The organism is Thermosynechococcus sp. HY596, assembly GCF_030518715.1.
GTDB lineage: Bacteria > Cyanobacteriota > Cyanobacteriia > Thermosynechococcales > Thermosynechococcaceae > Thermosynechococcus.
The window spans coordinates 1,903,873-1,923,312 of the sequence record NZ_CP130346.1 but is presented as its reverse complement, the minus strand read 5'-3'; the positions used below and the strand labels follow the sequence as shown (position 1 = coordinate 1,923,312).

Sequence of the window (19,440 nt, the reverse complement as noted above, 5' to 3'; positions counted from 1 at the left end):
CCTCTCACTGGGATTCTGTTCCCCTTTAGGCGCTAATCGTATGAATTTTAATAAAATTCGTTCCTTGGGGAGTTTGGGCAGGAATGCCGCCCAGAATCAAAATTTTATCGCCCTCAGTAACCATTTGGCGCTCCTTGAGTTGGTTTTCGGCCACGGCAATCATTCCTTCAAACGTCATAGGCAGCGTTTCTAAAAGAATCGGCTTCACACCCCAGAGCAAATTCATCCAGTGATAAACGCGGGGGCGATCGGTAAAGGCGACAATCATGGGTTTCACCCGTTCCCCAGAGGCAATGGTTGCGGTATAGCCGGTTTCCGTAAAGCAGGCGATCGCCCGCAGATCGAGGATTTGAGTAATGGTGGTTAAGGCTTCACCTAGGGCATGGGTCTCATCATTGCGGTAGGCGGGCATATTGTCAAACTCAAGGTGCGGCTCCACATCCGCTGCAATCCGCGCCAACATCTTCACCGCCTGCACAGGAAAAGCCCCCACAGCAGATTCGCCCGACAACATCACCGCATCTGTACCATCAAGAATGGCGTTGGCGACATCACTGGCCTCTGCCCGCGTCGGTCGGGGATTGTGGATCATACTCTCTAGCATTTGGGTTGCCGTAATCACAGGAATACTGCGGTAGTTGCACTCGCGAATAATTTGCTTTTGCAGCAGCGGCACCTTCTCTACCCGCATCTCCACACCGAGATCGCCCCGCGCAACCATGATTGCATCGGCCACCCCTAAAATCGCTGAGAGATTTTCCACTGCTTGGGGTTTCTCAATTTTTGCCAGCACAGGCATATCACTGGCACCGTGGGTCGCCAAGTACTCCCGCAACTCCCAGAGATCCTCAGCTCGGCGCACAAAACTCAGGGAGATAATATCGACCCCCTGCTCAATGCCAAATTGAATATCCTGCTTGTCTTTGTCTGTGAGGGAAGGCAGCCGCAGATTGAGATCCGGCAAGTTTACCCCCTTACGACTTTTGAGCGTGCCCCCCTGCACCACCCGGCAGGTGACCCGATCTCCCGCAATGGCCTCGACCACCAATTCCAAGAGGCCATCATCCAAGAGCACCTGCATCCCCGGCTGCGCCTCTTCGGCAAGATAGGGATAATCAATGCCAATGCCTTGTGTCTCTTCCTCAGTGAGCGGCACGAGGTGGACTTGCTCCCCTTCCACTAATTCAATGCTCCCTTCAGGAAGCTGACCAACGCGAATCTTCGGGCCTTGCAAATCTTGCAGGAGTGTCAGGGGCGTTGCTGCTTCATTGGCCACTTGTCGCAGCAGGGCAATGGTTTCGGCATGATCTTTATAGTCACCATGGGAGAAATTTAACCGTGCCACATTCATGCCGGCGGCGAGCATCTGCTGAATCACTTCCCGCGATCGACTGGCAGGGCCAATGGTGGCGACAATTTTGGTGCGACGAAACAGCATAGGAGAGGGGGATAACTTCATGCTCTCCTAAATCTTAGGCATAGGTCAGGGAATCCGGTGGTGTTCTGGCTTGCATTGGACATTAACTTTTGTGGCTACAGGGATGTGGCTATAATTTGCCTCGTGGAGACTACCGCTGGAGGCCGCGATGGCACGCCCCCTTACCCCCGATAATCAAACGCTGAATCGTGCTTGGACTTGGCAAGATGGCCTGATTATTTTGGCCTTGATTGCCCTGATCTTTTGGATTGTCAACACGGCTGCGCAGTTTACAGGACAGTATGATCCCACGATCACCATTGAGCTGAGTCCAGCGGTCTTGCCAAGTTACACCGCTCAAACGCTGCTGCGGATGCTCATTGCCTATATCATCTCCTTGGTGTTTAGCATCCTCTATTCCTATATTGCCTACTACAATCGCACTGCTGAAAAAATCCTGCTGCCGCTGCTGGATATTCTGCAATCGATTCCCGTGCTGTCGTTTTTGCCGGGGGTGGTGCTGGCACTGATTGCCCTCTTTCCGGGGAGCCGTATTGGCGTGGAATTGGCGGCCATTATCCTCATCTACACGGGGATGGCTTGGAACATGACGTTTAGCTTTTATCAGTCTTTGATTAGCGTGCCTCGGGAGCTGCGGGAGGTGGCAAAAATTTATCGGCTGGGGTGGTGGCAGCAGGTGTGGACGCTGGATTTGCCGGCGGGTGCCATTGGCCTGATCTGGAATAGTGTGATGTCAGTGGCGGGGGGCTGGTTTTTCCTGATGGCGATCGAGTCCTTTACCATTGGCGAGAAAACCTTTACGTTGCCGGGGTTAGGTTCCTATCTGGCGGAAGCAGCCAACCAACAGGACTATGCAGCATTGGCCTACGGTCTGGCGGTATTAATTGGCATCATTATCGTGATTGATATTCTGGTGTGGCGCCCTCTCATTGCTTGGGGCGAAAAATTCAAGATGGAAATGGTCGAGGCGGAGAATGTTCCTAAATCCTTCGTTCTTGATTTCCTGCGGCGATCGCCCACGTTGCGAGCCTTCCACCAAAATATCTTTGCCCCCGTCTGGGAACGACTGGATGAGCAGTTGCGCCCCAAACACCCACGTCAATCTGTTGCCCCCCAGAATGACCAAGGCAACTGGCCGATAACCCCCATCATTTTGCTGATTTTTGCCGCCTTCGTGGGTTGGGGAGCGATCGCCTTTTTGCGGCAAATGTTTGGTGTCAGTTGGCAAGATTGGCAGCAAATTGGTCTAGGGGCGGTTCTGACCACGGTGCGGGTAGTGGTGGCACTGGTTCTCTCCCTACTGTGGACAGTTCCAGTGGGGGTGGCGATCGGTCGCAATCCCCGTGCTGCTCAAGTGTTGCAACCCATTGTCCAAATTGCGGCATCGGTACCGGCTACGGCGCTGTTTCCAGTGCTGCTGTTGGCGCTGGCCAATGTGGGTGGGGGTTTGGAGATTGGCTCTGTGGCTCTCATGATGCTGGGCACGATGTGGTACATCCTCTTTAATGTCATTGCCGGTGCCCAGGCGATTCCCACGGAATTATTTGAAGCAGCGGTGGTCTATCAACTCTCTTGGTGGCAGCGGTGGCGCACCCTGATCCTGCCCGGCATTTTTCCCTATTTGATTACGGGCATCATTACGGCGGTAGGCGGCGCTTGGAACTCCAGCATTGTCAGTGAATATGTGGAATTTCAGAATCAAACGGAGCAAACCCTTGGCTTGGGGGCCACGATTTCTGAGGCTAGCGTTCGGGGGGATTTTCCCCTACTGATGGCCGCCACGGCAGTCATGTCACTATTGGTGGTTTTGACCAACCGCTTGGTTTGGCGCCCCCTCTACCGCTTGGCGGAAACGAAATATCAACTGTTGTAGGCGCAGACTATGCGTGTCATTGGCCTGATGAGCGGAACCTCGGTGGATGGGATTGATGCGGCCTTAGTTGCATTGGCGGGGGGCGATCGCGACCTTGAGGTACAGGTGCTGAATTTTTGTACGGTGCCCTATCCCACAGCCCTACGGCAGCAGATTCTCGACATTTGTGGCGCAAAACCCTTGACCCTTGCAGCGTTGGCGGAGTTGGATGAGGCGATCGCCGAGGCCTTTGCCCTTGCAGCACAAACGGTTCAACAGGGATATCCCCGCGCAGATCTCATTGGCTCCCACGGTCAAACGGTCTTTCATCGCCCCCCCACGGGCGATCGCCTCGGCTACAGCCTACAACTGGGACGGGGAGATTGGATTGCTTGGCGCACGGGGATTACCACCATTGCTAACTTTCGTGCTCAGGATATTGCCTCGGGGGGTCAAGGAGCGCCCCTCGTGCCTCGGATCGATTGGTGTCTTCTCAGTCATCCCACGGAAGTCCGCTGTGTGCAAAACATCGGTGGCATCGGCAATGTTACCTACTTGCCGCCTCAACGAGAGGATCCTGAGGGCAAAGGGGTCATGGGTTGGGATACAGGTCCCGGCAATGTGCTGCTTGATCTGGCCGTAACGGAGTTATCGGGGGGTGAATTCACCTACGATGCCGATGGGGCATGGGCGCGGCAGGGCAAAATTATCGATCCACTGGTAGAGCACTGGCTGCAAGACCCCTTCTTTCAGCAGCCGCCGCCAAAGTCCACAGGGCGAGAATACTTTGGTCTGCCCTTTTGGCAGCGATGCCGCACTGAGGCTGCTGGTCTGGCGCCTGCGGATCTTCTGGCCACACTGACGGAATTTACGGCTCGCAGTATGGTTGAGAGCTATCGCCAATTTTTGCCCCAAAAACCGCAGCGGATCTTCCTCTGTGGCGGCGGTGCCCACAATCGTTTTCTCAGGGAGCGCCTTCAGATGCATTTAGGAGACATTCCCGTGGAAACCACTGCGACGGCGGGCGTACCGGTGGATGCCAAAGAGGCGATCGCCTTCGCTATTCTCGCCTACTGGCATGAGTTGGGCTTGCCGGGGAATTTACCCCAAGTCACAGGTGCGCGCCAAGCGGTTCCCTTGGGTCAGTGTTGGATTGGACAGTCATGAAAACAACCTTTCCAGCCATTGTCACCACGGCTGAAATGCAGGCAATCGAGGGGGCGATGTTCAATGCCGGCTTTCCAGTGCCTGCCCTGATGGAAAAGGTGGGACAACGCCTCAGCGACTTTCTCCAGCATCAGTTTCCACGGTATTCCCGTGTTGGGGTTTTGGCCGGTCCGGGGCACAATGGCGGCGATGCTCTGGTGGTGGCGCGGGAACTATGGCACCGCGGCTATGGGGTGCAGGTCTGGCAGCCCTTTGAACGTTTGAAACCCCTGACGGCGGATCATGCCCGCTATGCCCGCTTTCTCGGTCTGCCCTTTGTCGAGACGGTGGACAGCTTGCAAGAGGTTGACCTGATCGTGGATGGTCTTTTTGGCTTTGGCCTAGAGCGGGAACTGACGGGTGAACTTGCCGCTGCCATTGACCAAATCAACACGTGGCGGCAACCACGGGTGAGTATTGATGTCCCCTCGGGACTCCACAGTGATACCGGGGCAGTTTTGGGTACGGCAATTCAGGCCGATCGCACCCTCTGTTTAGGACTGTGGAAGCGGGGGCTACTGGTAGAGGAAGCACAGCCTTGGGTGGGGCAGGGGGTGTTAATCCCCTTTGATATTCCTGCGGTGGTGATTGAAGCGGTGTTGGCGACTGCGCCCCGGCGATATTGCTTAGATGCTTCCTGTTGGCAAGAATTGCCCCTGTCGCGATCGCCCATTACCCACAAGTATCAGCAGGGACAACTGTTACTCATTGGCGGCTCTGCCCAGTTTGGCGGCAGTATTCTCCTCAGTGCCCTCGCCGCCCGCTGTACGGGTGTGGGAATGCTAGTGGTGGCAGTGCCCCAGTCCCTGAAGTCCCTTGTGCTCTCACGAGTCCCCGATGCCATTGTTGTTGGCTGTCCAGAAACAGCGAGGGGGGCGATCGCTGGCTTGCCGGAACCACTAGACTTGAGCAAGTTCTCAGCCATTGCCTGTGGGCCGGGGCTAACCCCTGAGGCGGTGCCCGTTGTGGAAACCGTTCTCGGTGCCGGGCAACCCCTTGTCTTGGATGCCGATGCCCTGAATATCCTAGCTACCCTCTCGCCATGGCCACTGCTGAGTTCCGTCATCTTAACCCCCCACTATGGCGAGTTTCGGCGCCTGTTTCCAGACCTTGTCACCGGCGATCGCCTTGATCAAGTGACCGCCGCTGCGAGCCGCAGTAATGCCATTGTTCTTCTCAAGGGCGCACGGACAGCCATTGCCTCTCCGAAGGGTGACCTCTGGATCAACCCCCACAGTACCCCCGCCCTTGCCCGAGGGGGCAGTGGCGATGTCCTCACAGGGCTTATTGGCGGTCTTTTGGCGCAGCAGGAAGCCCTCAGCGCAACCTATGGTGGGGTTTGGTGGCACGCTCAAGCAGGCCTTCAGGCAGAACGAGAGGCCACTGCCCTAGGGGTCTATCCTGAACAACTGATTGCCCACCTGTTACCGACGCTGCACGCTGCTCTAACTGCTGGCGTTTAGCTTTTTGGCCAAGAGTTGATTGGTCAGCTTGGGATCGGCGCGCCCGCCGGTTTTCTTCATGATTTGGCCAACAAAGAAGCCCTGAAGTTTTGTCTTGCCGGCGCGGTATTGTTCCAGTTCATTGGGGTGTGCCGCCAGCACCTCATCAATCATTGCCTCAAGGGTAGCGACATCAGAGATTTGACTGAGGCCTTTTTTCTCGACAAGGGCTTTCGGGGAGCCACCTTGAGCCAGTAACTCCGGCAGCAGATCCTTGGCCATTTTGCTACTGATAGTGCCCGCCTCAATCAGTTGGATCAGTTCCGCCAATTCAGCAGGTTTCAGAGGCAGTGCCTCGATCGCCAGCTTTTGTTCCTTGAGATAGGCGGTAATATCCCCCATGATCCAGTTGGCCGCTAATTTCGGGGGTGCCCCGGCGGCAACGGTGGCTTCAAAGTATTCGGCAACGGCTCGCTCATCGGTGAGCACACGGGCGTCTTGGGGGGGCAGGCCCCACTCGGTCTCGTAGCGGTGCCGCTTTTGCGCTGGCAGTTCAGGTAGAGCCGCACGCCAAGTGGCCAGTTGCTCAGCACTGACTTCAATGGGTCCGAGATCGGGTTCAGGAAAGTAGCGGTAGTCACTGGAGCCTTCCTTGACCCGCATGGTGCGCGTTTGCTGCGTGGCCTCATCCCAGAGGCGGGTTTCTTGAACGATGGCTTCGCCCGCTTTGACGGCAGCGACTTGCCGCTCAATTTCATAGTCAATGGCGCGTTGGATGGCACTAAAGGAGTTCATATTCTTAATCTCGACCTTGGTGCCAAAGGTGTTGCTGCCCACGGGGCGCACGGAGATATTGACATCGCAGCGCAGCGACCCCTCCTGCATATTGCCGTCGCAAACCCCCAAGTAACGGAGAATGCGCCGCAGTTCTTGGGCATATTCGGCAGCTTCTTGACCCGTGCGCAGATCTGGCTCAGAGACAATTTCCACAAGGGGCACCCCTGCCCGATTCAAGTCCACTAGGGAGTAGGTGGAGCCAGACAGGCGATCGCTCCCCGCGTGAACCAGTTTGCCGGCATCTTCCTCCATGTGCAGGCGAGTAATGCCAATTTTTTTACGGTGGGCGGTGCCGTTGTCATCCACCAGTTCAATCTCAAGGTAGCCATGCTGGGCAATGGGCAGGTCGTACTGCGAGATTTGATAGTTTTTCGGCAAGTCGGGATAAAAATACTGCTTGCGATCGAATTTGCTGTAGGGGGCAATCTGACAATTGAGGGCTAAACCCGCCTTCACCGCATACTCAAGCACCTTTTCATTCAACACAGGGAGTGTCCCCGGCAAACCCAAACACACTGGGTCAATGTTGGTATTCGGGGGTGCCCCAAACTGGGTCGAGCTAGACGAGAAAATTTTGGTTTGGGTACTCAGTTGGCAGTGAATCTCTAGGCCAATCACCGCCTCGTAGGTGAGACTGGCGGGATCCACAGGGGTGGGTTCAGGCGCAATGGTTGCTGCCTGCTGCGTCGAGGTTGATGGGGTGGATTTCGCCGTTTTTGATGTTTTTGAGGTTTTCGATGCTTGCCGTTTGCTTGATTTTGCCTTTGCCATCAGAAACTCCACAAGGGTACCGCCACTATAAAGCAGCTTACAGCCCTTTTCCCAAGGATGGAACACGCTAAGGCTGTGAAAGCAAGTACAGGAGAGTATTTGATTGCCCTAGGTCTATATCCATTTTCAGAAAAGGACTGTCTTCAGGGGGGGGAATTGAGGATCAAGAGCTAGGGGCGATGATTGCGCTCCTCCATGGGCACATAGGGCTGATTGTGGGCACCCGTATAGACTTGGGTGGGGCGATAGATGCGATTGGCCTCCAGTTGTTCTTTCCAGTGGGCTAGCCAACCGGCCACGCGGGCAATCGCAAACACAGGCGTAAACAGATCACTAGGAATGCCCAACCGCCGATAGACAAGCCCCGAGTAAAAGTCCACATTGGGATAAATCCCCTTGTAACTGAGGTATTCACCCACCACTTCTTCCAGTTTCAGGGCAATGTCGTAGTAGCGATCGCCGCCAAACTTATCAAACAACTGTTCCGCCAACTTCTGTAAAATCGTGGCGCGGGGATCCTTGACCTTATACACGCGGTGGCCAAAGCCGGCAATTTTGATCTTATTCTGGACGCACTTTTCCACATAGGGACGGACATTCTCCACGCTGCCGATTTCTTCGAGCATATTGATCACATCTTCATTGGCGCCCCCGTGGAGTGGCCCTGCCAGTGTACCCACCGCTGAAGCAACCACAGCGTAAGGGTCTGTCAATGTCGAGGCCGTCACCCGCGCCGAGAAGGTAGAGGCATTCATCGTGTGCTCGGCATGGAGAATCAAGCAAATATCAAATACCCGTGCCGCAAAGGGATCGGGACGCCGCTCATTGAGCATGTAGAGAAAGTTGGCCGCATAGTCCAGCTCATCACAGGGCATGACCGGATCATTCCCCTTGCGAATCAGTTGAAACGCCGCCACCATTGTTGGAATTTTGGCCAAGAGGCGGATGACTGCTGCCCGAATGTACTCCGGATCGTCGAGGGCCCGCCGCGAATAGAACAATCCCAAGGCTCCCGCCGAGGCCTGTAGGGCATCCATGGGATGGCCACTGTCGGGAAAGCATTTCATCATGTCGCGAATGCGATATTTCACGCGGCGATGGTAAGTAATATCGTGCTCAAAGGCTGCTAACTCCTCTTTGTTCGGCCAGTAACCCCAAATCAAGAGGAAGGCAGTTTCCAAAAATGTGCTTTTCTCCGCTAGTTCCTCAATCGGGACACCGCGATACTCAAGAACGCCTGCTTGGCCATCCACATAGCTAATGGCCGACTGAGCAACGGGAATACCGTCAAGACCGGGGCTAAATTCGCAAGCAACCATGCGTGGGTGTCCTTAAAAGGGGCAAACTGAATTGGAATTGCAGTATTGATCAATTTTAGGGGAGAGGGGAAAGATGTTGGTATGGTGAACGACCCCACTGCATAGGCGGATAGGGAATTCCGTGAGGTTTGTTAAGGGACATTCCCACTTCATTCAAGTTTTGTAACGTTTTGGCGGGCGAGGGAAAGAGCCTCGCTACGATCGCGATCGGACATCAAAATGCCTTTGCCCAAGGAGTTGACGCGATGAAACTTGCCTACTGGATGTATGCAGGGCCTGCCCACATTGGTACTCTGCGCATTGCCAGTTCCTTCAAAAATGTTCATGGCATTATGCACGCGCCCCTTGGGGATGATTACTTCAACGTCATGCGATCGATGCTCGAGCGAGAGCGCGACTTTACGCCTGTTACGGCCAGTATTGTCGATCGCCATGTCTTGGCACGCGGCTCCCAAGAAAAAGTGGTGGACAATATCACCCGCAAAGACACTGAAGAGCACCCTGATTTAATTGTGCTCACCCCCACCTGCACCTCTAGCATTCTTCAGGAAGACTTACAAAACTTTGTCCAACGCGCCAGCCTCAGCACCACTGCCGATGTCCTCTTGGCGGATGTCAATCACTATCGCGTCAATGAATTGCAAGCCGCCGATCGCACCCTTGAGCAAATCGTGCAGTTTTATATTGACAAAGCCCGCCGCCAAGGCACCTTAGTGACCAGCAAAACCCCCACCCCTAGCGTCAACATTATTGGCATCACCACCCTCGGCTTCCACAATCAGCATGACTGCCGCGAGCTGAAACAACTCATGGCCAACCTTGGCATTCAGGTGAATCTGGTGATTCCTGCGGCGGCCAGCGTCCACGACCTTGCCCGACTGCCCCAAGCATGGTTTAACCTTGTCCCCTATCGGGAAATTGGCGGCCTCACCGCCCAGTACCTAGAAACGGAATTTGGCCAGCCAAGCGTGAGGATGACGCCGATGGGTGTGGTGGAAACCGCCCGCTGTATCCGTGCCATTCAAGCGGTGCTCAATGCCCAAGGAGCCAATGTGGACTACGAAGCCTTTATTGAACAGCAAACACGGGAGGTGTCCCAAGCCGCTTGGTTTTCCCGCTCCATTGACTGCCAAAACCTCACCGGTAAAAAAGCAGTGGTCTTTGGGGACAATACCCATGCAGCGGCAATGACCAAAATTCTCAGTCGGGAAATGGGCATCCACGTTGTTTGGGCGGGGACGTACTGCAAATACGATGCCGATTGGTTCCGCGCAGAGGTGGCGGGCTTTTGTGACGAGGTACTGATTACCGATGACCACACGGTGGTGGGGGACGCGATCGCCCGCGTTGAACCCGCGGCCATCTTTGGCACCCAAATGGAGCGCCATGTGGGCAAACGCCTCAACATTCCCTGTGGTGTTATTGCCGCGCCCATCCACATCCAAGACTTTCCCGTCGGCTATCGACCCTTCCTTGGCTACGAAGGTACCAACCAACTAGTGGATTTAATTTACAACTCCTTCACCTTGGGCATGGAAGACCACCTGCTGGAAATTTTTGGTGGCCACGACACCAAGGAAGTGATTCACAAGGGGCTTTCCGCCGACTCGGATTTGACATGGACCGCGGATGGGCTAGCGGAATTAAACAAGATTCCCGGCTTTGTGCGCGGCAAGGTGAAGCGCAACACCGAAAAATTTGCCCGCGAACAGGGGATTAGCGAGATCACCGTAGAAGTGCTCTATGCTGCCAAAGAAGCCGTGGGGGCTTAAGTTTCACCTCTGGAACCTGCATGAACCTGACCCTTGCAGCGTATAGCGATTGGCATTTAACAAGCAATTGCTATGGTATTGCTGAAACGTTTCATTGCCCTTGGTTTACTGGCAGCAGGGGTAGGGTTTGCACCGGCTGCCCTTGCCCAGCGAGTTCCGCGTTTACGCCAAGGGATGAGCTATGCCGATGCCCGCCAACGCCTCCTTGATCGCGGTTGGCAACCCGTAGTTAATTCGGCAATGGTGAATCCGACAACGACAACCCCGATTGTGGCCTATCTCCTCAGTCAAGGCTATAGCGAACTGATGGGTTGTCAACTCATGGTGGGGGTGGATATCTGCACCTTTCAGTTTCGCAATCGCAAGGGGCATCTGTTGGAAATTGGCACCGTGAATTTGCTCATTTTCCCCGGCGGCACGGTGACCAGTTGGGTACTGCGGAAGAATTCCCCTTAGGCGATTATAATGGGGAGCCGTAACCTTTTGTCAGGAACCGCAGTATGGTGTCTTCTCCGATTAAACCTGAAGCCTCTGTTCGTCACGATGTCAAAGATTTGAGCCTTGCGCCCTTAGGGCAGCAACGCATTGAATGGGCCAGTCGGGAGATGCCAGTGCTGCGCCAGATTCGCGATCGCTTTGCAAAAGAAAAGCCCCTTGCCGGTATTCGCTTGGCCGCCTGCTGCCATGTGACCACAGAAACCGCCAATCTAGCGATCGCCCTCAAAGCCGGCGGTGCTGACGCGGTTCTTATTGCCAGTAATCCCCTCTCCACCCAAGACGATGTCGCCGCTAGCCTAGTGGTGAACTACGGCATCCCGGTCTTTGCCCAAAAAGGGGAAGACACCGCCACCTATATGCGCCACGTCAATATTGCCCTTGATCACCGTCCCAACATCATCATTGATGACGGCTGTGATGTGGTTGCCACCCTCGTCAAAGAGCGCCAGCACCAACTCAGTGACATTATTGGCACCACCGAAGAAACCACCACTGGCATTGTCCGCCTCAAGGCCATGTTCCGCGATGGCGTCCTCACCTTCCCCGCCATTAATGTCAACGATGCCGACACCAAACACTTCTTTGACAACCGCTACGGCACCGGTCAATCCACCCTAGATGGCATCATTCGGGCAACGAACATTCTGCTTGCCGGTAAAACCGTTGTCGTGGCTGGCTATGGCTGGTGCGGTAAAGGGACAGCGCTGCGGGCACGGGGCATGGGTGCCAATGTGATTGTGACGGAAATTGATCCCGTGCGGGCCATTGAGGCAGTCATGGATGGCTTCCGGGTGATGCCCATGATCGAAGCCGCGCCCCTTGGGGATATTTTCATTACTGTAACTGGGAATAAGCATGTGATTCGCGCCGAGCACTTTGCCGTCATGAAAGATGGGGCAATGGTAGCCAACTCCGGTCACTTTGACATTGAAATTGACCTTGCCACCCTGAAAACCCTCGCCAAGGAAGTCCGCGTCGTGCGCAACTTCACCGAGGAATACATTCTCCCCAGTGGCAAGTCCATCATTGTTTTGGGGGAAGGGCGACTGATTAACCTTGCGGCTGCTGAAGGCCACCCCGCCAGTGTGATGGATATGAGCTTTGCCAACCAAGCCCTTGGCTGTGAGTATCTTGTCAAAAATAAAGGTCAATTGGCGGCCGGCATCCATCCCATTCCCGCAGCAGTGGATCAAGAAATTGCCCGTTTGAAACTCCAAGCCATGGGCATTGCCATTGATACCCTCACTGCGGAACAGGTGGAGTACATGAACTCTTGGACTTCTGGCACTTAGACCCCCCATCCACCTGCAAAATCATTAGAACGTTGCGTGCTGCGTCCTAGCTAGGGCTAATCTCAGGGTGCAGCTTTTTATTTATTTTTTAATTTATTGTCATCAATAGCCTTTTTCTAAAATAGCGGCTACCGCAACCGGATGTCATCTTTTTATAGAGCAATTTGGGCTGTTTTAGTTGTTTGGGTAGATTAAGTCCCCCGCCCTGAAGTTAAGGTTAGATACAGTTTTGGCATATTTTTAATACGAAAACTGTATAGCGACAAAGAAAATGTAGCAAAATTTACAAATGTTCATGATTGACCTGCCTAAATTGGGTGTTCAAGTAACCCGTTGAAGACAAGGGCAACAACCGTGAGCAACAAAATTGAAGCCATTAAAAAAGAGAAAGATGTCTTAGCGGTTAAACAAGAGCTAGAGAAATTCGCAGCCATGGGCTGGGAAAGCATTCCTGAAGCTGACCGCGATGTTCGCCTCAAGTGGCTTGGGATTTTCTTTCGCCCCGTTACCCCCGGCAGGTTCATGATGCGGCTGCGGGTACCCAATGGGATTCTCACCAGTCAACAACTGCGAACCCTTGGCGAAATTGTGGACCGCTATGGTGAGAACGGCAATGGTGACATCACCACCCGTCAAAACATTCAGATTCGCGGTCTGCCCATTGAGGATATTCCCGAAATCATAGAGCGGCTGCAAGCCTGTGGCCTGACCTCTGTGCAATCCGGCATGGACAATGTGCGCAACCTCACTGGATCGCCAGTGGCGGGCATTGATGCGGCCGAACTCGTTGATACTCGCCCCCTGATTATGAAATTGCAGGCGATGATTACCAACAACGGTCAGGGGAATCCGGAATTTAGCAATCTACCCCGCAAATTCAACATTGCGATCGAGGGGGGGCGGGATAACTCTGTCCATGCCGAAATTAACGATGTTGCCTTTGTGCCTGCCTATCGGCAAGGGCGTTTGGGCTTCAATGTTTTGGTCGGTGGTTTCTTCTCTGCTCGGCGTTGCGCTGCCGCTATCCCCCTCAATGCTTGGGTGCCTCCCGATGATGCTGTGGTGCACCTCTCACGTGCCATCCTTGAAATTTTCCGTGACCATGGCCTACGGGGCAATCGGCAAAAAGCGCGGCTCATGTGGCTGATTGATGAATGGGGTATCGAAAAATTCCGGGCAGCAGTGGCCGCTAAACTCCCCTTTGAACTCCTCAGTGCCGCTCCCAAGGATGAAATTGACTGGGACAAGCGAGATCATCTGGGGGTGCATTGCCAAAAACAGCGGGGGTTGAACTATGTGGGACTGCATGTGCCCGTAGGGCGCCTCTATGCCACCGATTTTTATGAATTGGCACGGCTAGCTCAAGTCTATGGCCAATCGGAAGTGCGGCTGACAGTGGAGCAAAATCTGATCATTCCCCATGTGCCTAGCGCTGTTTTACCAAGCCTGCTGCGCGAACCCCTCCTCACTAAGTTTCGGCCGGAACCACCGCCTTTAGAACGTGCCCTCGTTTCCTGCACGGGTGCTCAGTTTTGCAACTTTGCCCTCATTGAAACCAAAAATCGTGCCCTTGCCCTCGTCCGCTGGCTGAATCAACAACTGGTGCTCCCTCAACCGGTGCGCATTCACTGGACCGGGTGTCCTAACTCCTGTGGTCAACCCCAAGTGGCCGATATTGGCCTGATGGGTACAAAAACCCGTCGTAACGGCGAAACCGTGGATGCCGTGGATTTGTACATGGGTGGCAAGGTCGGTAAGGATGCCAAGCTGGGCACCTGTGTGAAAAAAGCGATTCCCTGTGATGAACTGCCGGAGGTACTGCGCCAACTGTTGATTGATCACTTTGGTGCTCAGCCCATCAGTTCACATACGCTGCAGGTTCCGATACACGCTGAATTAGCCTTGTCGATTGTTTAGGAATTAAAGGATTTGTAAACCAATGGTGACTTTCTCCCGGCGTCACTTTCTCGTGACCGCTGCGGTTACAACGGCCGTGACATTGATCTCCCACGGTTGTGGTAATAGCCAGCAAACTAGTGATGTTGCCCAACCCACCACCCTAGCGGAAACTCCAGAAGTGATGGGAGCGAAACTGGGCTTTATTGCTCTGACGGACGCGGCTCCCCTGATTATTGCCAAGGAAAAGGGCTTGTTTGCCAAGTATGGGATGCCCGATGTGGAGGTGATTAAGCAGGCTTCCTGGGGCGTGACCCGCGACAACTTGGTCTTGGGTTCTGCCGGGGGTGGCATTGATGGTGCCCACATTCTTACACCAATGCCCTACCTGATGACCGTGGGAACCATTACCGGTGGCAAACCTGTACCCATGTATATCTTGGCGCGGTTAAACACGAATGGTCAGGGAATTGTCTTGGCCAATGCTTACAAGGATCTCAATATCAGGACTGACAGTAGCCCCCTGAAGGAGGCCTTTGCTAAAACCCGTGCTGAACGGCGTGCCCAGAATCAGCAAGAGCAGATCAAAGTGGCAGTGACATTTCCAGGGGGCACCCATGATCTGTGGATGCGCTACTGGCTGGCTGCCGGCGGCATTGATCCTGAGAAGGACGTTTCTGTGATCGTTGTGCCTCCTCCGCAAATGGTGGCCAATGTGAAAACTGGAACCATGGAAGCTTTCTGTGTGGGTGAGCCATGGCCACAACAAGCGGTGAATCAAAAGGTGGGGGTTGATGCTATTACCACGGGTGAATTTTGGCAGGATCATCCTGAGAAATCGCTGACTTTGCGGGCGGATTGGGTTGATCAGCATCCGAAGGCCACTAAAGCTCTATTGATGGCTGTGATGGAAGCACAACAGTGGTGTGACCAACCTGAAAATAAACCAGAAATGGTCAAGATAATTGCCCAGCGGCAATGGTTGAAGGTACCCGAGAAGAATATTTTGGATCGCTCCCTCGGTAAGTTTGACTTTGGCAATGGCCGTACCTTTGACAACCCCGATCTAGCGATGAAGTTCTGGCGAGACAATGCCTCTTATCCCTACCAAAGTCATGATCTGTGGTTCCTGACGGAGGACATTCGCTGGGGGTATTTGCCGCCGGATATGGACACTAAAGCTCTCATCCAAAAAGTAAACCGTGAGGATCTGTGGCGCGAAGCCGCTCAAGCGATGGGGGTGCCGGCAGCGGAAATTCCCACCACCACCTCTCGGGGCGTGGAGACCTTTTTTGATGGTGTGGCCTTTGATCCCCAAAATCCTCAGGCCTACTTGAGTGGTTTGGATTTGAAAAAAGTTTAGAGGTAAAGAGCAATGGCAAGTTCTTCTATGGGTTTCACTCAATCTCGACGGCGGCGCTGGTTAAAGCATCTCAAGAAGTCAGCGATGTTCCGCAAAGTGGTACTGGGTAGTTTGGGGGTGCTGTGTTTCTTGGTCATTTGGCAGTTTGTCTGCATGGCGGGGCTACTTCGCCTGCCAACGCCCCTCACTGTTATTACTGAAACTTGGGGGTTGATAGTTGATCCCTTTTATCAAGGGAGTGGCACGGATGTGGGGTTGGGGTGGCAAATTCTCTCCAGTCTGCGGCGGGTGGCCGTTGGCTTTTCCTTGGCAGCAGTCATTGGGGTGGGGCTGGGGATGCTGATTGGCTCTAGTCGAGTGCTCTACGATGCAGTGGATCCCATTTTGCAGGTGTTGCGTCCGGTGCCCCCCCTTGCGTGGTTGCCCATTTCCTTGGCGGCTCTGCGGGACAATGAACCGGCAGCGATTTTTGTGATCTTCATTACCGCCATTTGGCCAATTATCATCAACACGATTGTCGGTGTGCAGCAAATTCCCAAGGACTACAAGAATGTGGCACGGGTGTTGCAGCTCTCCCGCAAGGATTATTTCCTGAATATTCTCGTACCAGCAACGGTGCCCTATGTGTTTACGGGGCTGCGCATTGGCATTGGGCTGTCCTGGTTGGCGATTGTGGCAGCGGAGATGCTCATTGGCGGTGTCGGCATTGGCTTCTTTATTTGGGATGCCTGGAACAGTTCTCTGATTAGTGAAATTATTGTTGCCGTGATCTATGTCGGCATTGTTGGCTTGGTCTTGGATCGCTCGGTGGCCTTTGTGGGTTGCCTGCTCAGCCACGGTGAAGAGGTGCATTCCTAGCTCCCTCACGTAACCCATCCTCCCCTCTCTTCCCCTTACTGTCGAACATTAGGTTGTTTAACCCTATGGCCAAGTCTTTACCGTTTATTGAAATTGACCATGTGGATCAGGTTTTTGATCTGCCCGGGGGCGATCGCTACATTGCTCTCAAGAATATCCACCTCGAAATCCAAAAAGGGGAGTTTATTTCCCTTGTCGGTCACTCTGGCTGCGGCAAGTCCACGCTCTTGAATATCATTGCTGGCTTTCAGCGGCCTAGCAGTGGTGGCGTGGTGATGGCAGGACGGCAGGTGACGGAACCGGGTCCCGATCGCATGGTGGTGTTCCAAAACTATTCGCTGTTGCCTTGGAAAACGGTGTACCAGAATGTGGCCTTGGCGGTGGCGGCGGTGCTGGGGCATTTGAGCAAGGCAGAGCAACGACAGCGGGTAGAGGCGGCGCTGGAACAGGTGCACCTCAGTAAAGCCCGCGAGAAGTTCCCTGCCCAACTGTCGGGAGGAATGAAGCAACGGGTGGCGATCGCCCGTGCCTTGGCGATTCAACCGGAGGTACTCCTGCTGGATGAACCCTTTGGTGCCCTTGATGCTTTGACGCGAGGCTCTTTGCAGGATGAGTTGATGCAAGTGTGTCAGGGCAGTCAAACCACCTGCATTATGGTCACCCATGATGTGGATGAGGCACTACTGCTTTCGGATCGCGTGGTGCTGCTCACCAACGGCCCTGAAGCCCACATTGGCCAAATTCTCAAAATTCCCTTTGCCCGTCCCCGCAATCGCCATGACGTGCTCAACCATCCCAGCTACTATGGCCTGCGCAATGAGATGATTGCCTTTCTCAATCAGCAGAAACGCCGCCGTCCCTCCTTGACGGTACCGGCCATTGCGCCAACTACCCCCGTGGAACTGACCCTTGGCTTTATGCCCCTCATGGACAGTGCCCCCCTCATTGTCGCCAAGGAAATGGGCTTCTTTGCTAAGTATGGTTTGGAGTCAGTCACGCTGCATCGCGAAGAAAGCTGGCAGGACTTGGTGATGGGGGTGATCGCGGGTCGCTTGACGGGCGCTCAACTGTTGGCGGCCATGCCCTTAGCCATGACCTTGGGGTTAAACGGTCAGCCTTCACAACCGCTGATGACCTCGTTGGTACTGAGTCGCAATGGCAATGCCATCACCTTTAGTCGCCAGTTGTGGCAGCAGGGGGTGAAGACTGCTGAAGATCTGCGCGCCTATATTCAGCGCACGGGCGATCGCCCCCGGCTGGGAGTGGTTCATGCCGCATCAATGCACAACCTCCTGTTGCGGTACTGGCTGGCCGCCGCTGGCATTGACCCCGATTACGATGTCGAGTTGTTGGTGATTCCCCCCTCCCAAATGATCTATCACCTCAAGGCCGGCCATATCAGTAGCTTTTGTGTCGGTCAACCGTGGAACTCCCATGCAGTGCGCGAGGGTATTGGGGTGATTGTCGCTACGGATTTGGAGATTTGGTCGGGGCACCCGGAAAAAGTTGTGGGCATGCGTTCCGATTGGGTGCAGGCCAACCCGCAGCTACACCAAGCGTTGGTCAAGGCATTGATCGAAGCCTGTGAGTACTGCGATACGATCAAACATCGCCCCGAAATTGCCCAACTGCTTTGTCGGCCAGAGTATGTGGGGTGTACTCCTGAGGATGCCTATGCCGGCTTTGTGGAACCCCTTGATCGGGGGGATGGCATTGTTGCTGCTTTTCAACCCCGGTTTCACCAGTTCTATGTGGATCGCTCTCCCTGTCCTGGGCGGTTGGAAGGGCTGTGGATCATGACCCAATTGGCTCGCTGGCAACTTACGCCCTTCCCGAGAAACTGGCTAGAAATTGTTGAGCAGGTGCGGCGAGTCGATCTCTTTGGGGCGGCAGCGCGGGAACTGAAGGTTGTAGATAATGAGCCAGATCGTTCTGCCTTTGCTCTTTTCGATGGACTGCCCTTTGACCCCGATAATCCCCTTGGCTACATTGAGGCGGCTGCGATTCGCCGTGGCCTTGATATTCGCACTGTTGATCCCCAAGAGGTTGTTGCTGTCTAGGTATTTTTGAGAGAAGTCTATGGAAACCCTCTATCGTCTTGATCCCCATTTAACGGCCACCCAGCATCTACGCATTGATGGGGTGAGCAAAGCCTACCCTACGGCTAATGGCGACCATGTGGTACTTGAGGATATTCACCTTGAGGTGAGCAGCGGCGAATTTGTCTGTTTCATTGGCCATTCCGGCTGCGGCAAAACCACACTCTTGAATATGGTTGCGGGTTTTACAGCACCAACACGAGGGGAAATTACTCTCAATGGCGTGCCCGTGCGCCGTCCGGGGCCGGATCGCATGATGGTGTTTCAAAACTACGCGCTGCTGCCTTGGTTGACGGCCTATCAAAATATTGAGCTAGCAGTGAAGTCCGTTTATCCCCAGAAAACTCGCCAACGCCGGCGCCAAATTGTCGAGGAGCACTTGGAACTGGTGGGGCTAACAGCGGCTGCCCACAAACGCCCTGCTCAACTGTCGGGGGGAATGAAACAACGGGTGGCGATCGCCCGCGCCCTCGCCATTCGCCCTGAAGTGTTGATTTTAGATGAACCCTTTGGTGCCCTCGATGCCATCACGAAGGAGGAGTTACAGGATGAACTCTTAAAGATTTGGCGCAGGCACCGACTGACGGTACTGATGATTACCCACGACATTGATGAGGCGCTGTACCTCGCGGATCGGGTGGTGATGATGACCAATGGCCCTGCCGCCCGCATTGGCAATATTGTGAAGATTCCTTTTCCGCGGCCACGGCAGCGATCGCAACTCCTTGAGGATCCGCAGTACTACGATCTCCGCAACCAAGTGGTTGACTTTCTGTACACGCGGTTTGGGCACTAAG

At 54.3% G+C, this 19,440-nt stretch carries 14 protein-coding genes; 11 read left to right on the top strand and 3 right to left on the bottom strand.

All coding sequences use genetic code 11. The annotated features are described in order from the left end of the window. Positions 1 to 25: 25 nt before the first annotated feature. Complete coding sequence (gene pyk / locus QYC28_RS09485; RefSeq protein ID WP_302679385.1) at positions 26 to 1,459, bottom strand: pyruvate kinase; 1,434 nt, start codon at positions 1,457 to 1,459, stop codon at positions 26 to 28. A gap of 127 nt (positions 1,460 to 1,586) precedes the next feature. Here pyk and QYC28_RS09480 point away from each other — a divergent pair, with 127 nt between their 5' ends. The 3 genes from QYC28_RS09480 to QYC28_RS09470 are packed head-to-tail and all read left to right on the top strand — an operon-like array spanning position 1,587 to position 5,959. Continuing rightward, positions 1,587 to 3,311, top strand: a complete 1,725-nt coding sequence (locus tag QYC28_RS09480; RefSeq protein ID WP_149820271.1) for an ABC transporter permease subunit — start codon at positions 1,587 to 1,589, stop codon at positions 3,309 to 3,311. 9 nt (positions 3,312 to 3,320) lie between these two features. Beyond that, the gene (locus QYC28_RS09475) at positions 3,321 to 4,457 is read left to right on the top strand and encodes an anhydro-N-acetylmuramic acid kinase (protein ID WP_286649578.1); all 1,137 of its coding nucleotides are present in this window, start codon (positions 3,321 to 3,323) and stop codon (positions 4,455 to 4,457) included. Next, positions 4,454 to 5,959 carry an NAD(P)H-hydrate dehydratase gene (locus QYC28_RS09470; RefSeq protein WP_149820267.1) on the top strand — a complete coding sequence of 502 codons (1,506 nt, stop codon included), beginning with the start codon at positions 4,454 to 4,456 and terminating at the stop codon, positions 5,957 to 5,959. The genes QYC28_RS09475 and QYC28_RS09470 overlap by 4 nt, the downstream gene beginning before the upstream one ends. Here the strand turns inward: QYC28_RS09470 and gatB are convergent. Together gatB and QYC28_RS09460 are read right to left on the bottom strand one after the other, a co-directional pair. After that, positions 5,942 to 7,444 carry an Asp-tRNA(Asn)/Glu-tRNA(Gln) amidotransferase subunit GatB gene (gatB, locus tag QYC28_RS09465; protein ID WP_302680067.1) on the bottom strand — a complete coding sequence of 501 codons (1,503 nt, stop codon included), beginning with the start codon at positions 7,442 to 7,444 and terminating at the stop codon, positions 5,942 to 5,944. The genes QYC28_RS09470 and gatB overlap by 18 nt on opposite strands. A 272-nt stretch (positions 7,445 to 7,716) precedes the next feature. Next, entirely contained in the window at positions 7,717 to 8,865 is a 1,149-nt protein-coding gene (locus QYC28_RS09460; RefSeq protein WP_302679384.1) for a citrate synthase, read from the bottom strand. 245 nt (positions 8,866 to 9,110) lie between these two features. On the opposite strand from QYC28_RS09460, the gene bchB reads away from it, so the two are divergent. From bchB to QYC28_RS09420, 8 genes are all read left to right on the top strand, one after another. Beyond that, on the top strand, positions 9,111 to 10,637 hold the full coding sequence (bchB, locus tag QYC28_RS09455) for a ferredoxin:protochlorophyllide reductase (ATP-dependent) subunit B (protein ID WP_149821788.1): 1,527 nt from the start codon (positions 9,111 to 9,113) through the stop codon (positions 10,635 to 10,637). Positions 10,638 to 10,709: 72 nt separating this feature from the next. After that, positions 10,710 to 11,093 carry a hypothetical protein gene (locus tag QYC28_RS09450; RefSeq protein WP_149820263.1) on the top strand — a complete coding sequence of 128 codons (384 nt, stop codon included), beginning with the start codon at positions 10,710 to 10,712 and terminating at the stop codon, positions 11,091 to 11,093. A gap of 44 nt (positions 11,094 to 11,137) precedes the next feature. Continuing rightward, positions 11,138 to 12,427 (top strand): adenosylhomocysteinase, encoded by a 1,290-nt coding sequence (gene ahcY, locus QYC28_RS09445; protein WP_149820261.1) that lies wholly within the window; start codon positions 11,138 to 11,140, stop codon positions 12,425 to 12,427. A gap of 354 nt (positions 12,428 to 12,781) precedes the next feature. Next, complete coding sequence (locus QYC28_RS09440; RefSeq protein ID WP_149820259.1) at positions 12,782 to 14,344, top strand: ferredoxin--nitrite reductase; 1,563 nt, start codon at positions 12,782 to 12,784, stop codon at positions 14,342 to 14,344. A gap of 22 nt (positions 14,345 to 14,366) precedes the next feature. Further along, the gene (locus QYC28_RS09435; protein WP_149820257.1) at positions 14,367 to 15,686 is read left to right on the top strand and encodes a CmpA/NrtA family ABC transporter substrate-binding protein; all 1,320 of its coding nucleotides are present in this window, start codon (positions 14,367 to 14,369) and stop codon (positions 15,684 to 15,686) included. A 12-nt stretch (positions 15,687 to 15,698) separates the two neighbouring features. Continuing rightward, positions 15,699 to 16,544, top strand: a complete 846-nt coding sequence (ntrB, locus tag QYC28_RS09430; protein ID WP_149820255.1) for a nitrate ABC transporter permease — start codon at positions 15,699 to 15,701, stop codon at positions 16,542 to 16,544. Between the two features lie 65 nt (positions 16,545 to 16,609). Beyond that, positions 16,610 to 18,604, top strand: a complete 1,995-nt coding sequence (locus QYC28_RS09425; protein WP_286625476.1) for a nitrate ABC transporter ATP-binding protein — start codon at positions 16,610 to 16,612, stop codon at positions 18,602 to 18,604. A gap of 19 nt (positions 18,605 to 18,623) precedes the next feature. After that, on the top strand, positions 18,624 to 19,439 hold the full coding sequence (locus tag QYC28_RS09420) for an ABC transporter ATP-binding protein (protein ID WP_302679383.1): 816 nt from the start codon (positions 18,624 to 18,626) through the stop codon (positions 19,437 to 19,439). The last annotated feature ends 1 nt before the right edge of the window (position 19,440 follow it).

Bases quoted from the DNA above. Each gene is read 5' to 3' on its own strand.
- ntrB (WP_149820255.1), top strand. From the start codon at position 15,699: ATGGCAAGTTCTTCTATGGGTTTCACTCAATCTCGACGGCGGCGCTGG.
- QYC28_RS09460 (WP_302679384.1), bottom strand. From the start codon at position 8,865: ATGGTTGCTTGCGAATTTAGCCCCGGTCTTGACGGTATTCCCGTTGCT.
- QYC28_RS09425 (WP_286625476.1), top strand. From the start codon at position 16,610: ATGGCCAAGTCTTTACCGTTTATTGAAATTGACCATGTGGATCAGGTT.
- QYC28_RS09480 (WP_149820271.1), top strand. From the start codon at position 1,587: ATGGCACGCCCCCTTACCCCCGATAATCAAACGCTGAATCGTGCTTGG.
- QYC28_RS09435 (WP_149820257.1), top strand. From the start codon at position 14,367: ATGGTGACTTTCTCCCGGCGTCACTTTCTCGTGACCGCTGCGGTTACA.
- ahcY (WP_149820261.1), top strand. From the start codon at position 11,138: ATGGTGTCTTCTCCGATTAAACCTGAAGCCTCTGTTCGTCACGATGTC.
- bchB (WP_149821788.1), top strand. From the start codon at position 9,111: ATGAAACTTGCCTACTGGATGTATGCAGGGCCTGCCCACATTGGTACT.
- QYC28_RS09420 (WP_302679383.1), top strand. From the start codon at position 18,624: ATGGAAACCCTCTATCGTCTTGATCCCCATTTAACGGCCACCCAGCAT.
- pyk (WP_302679385.1), bottom strand. From the start codon at position 1,459: ATGAAGTTATCCCCCTCTCCTATGCTGTTTCGTCGCACCAAAATTGTC.
- QYC28_RS09450 (WP_149820263.1), top strand. From the start codon at position 10,710: ATGGTATTGCTGAAACGTTTCATTGCCCTTGGTTTACTGGCAGCAGGG.
- QYC28_RS09475 (WP_286649578.1), top strand. From the start codon at position 3,321: ATGCGTGTCATTGGCCTGATGAGCGGAACCTCGGTGGATGGGATTGAT.
- QYC28_RS09470 (WP_149820267.1), top strand. From the start codon at position 4,454: ATGAAAACAACCTTTCCAGCCATTGTCACCACGGCTGAAATGCAGGCA.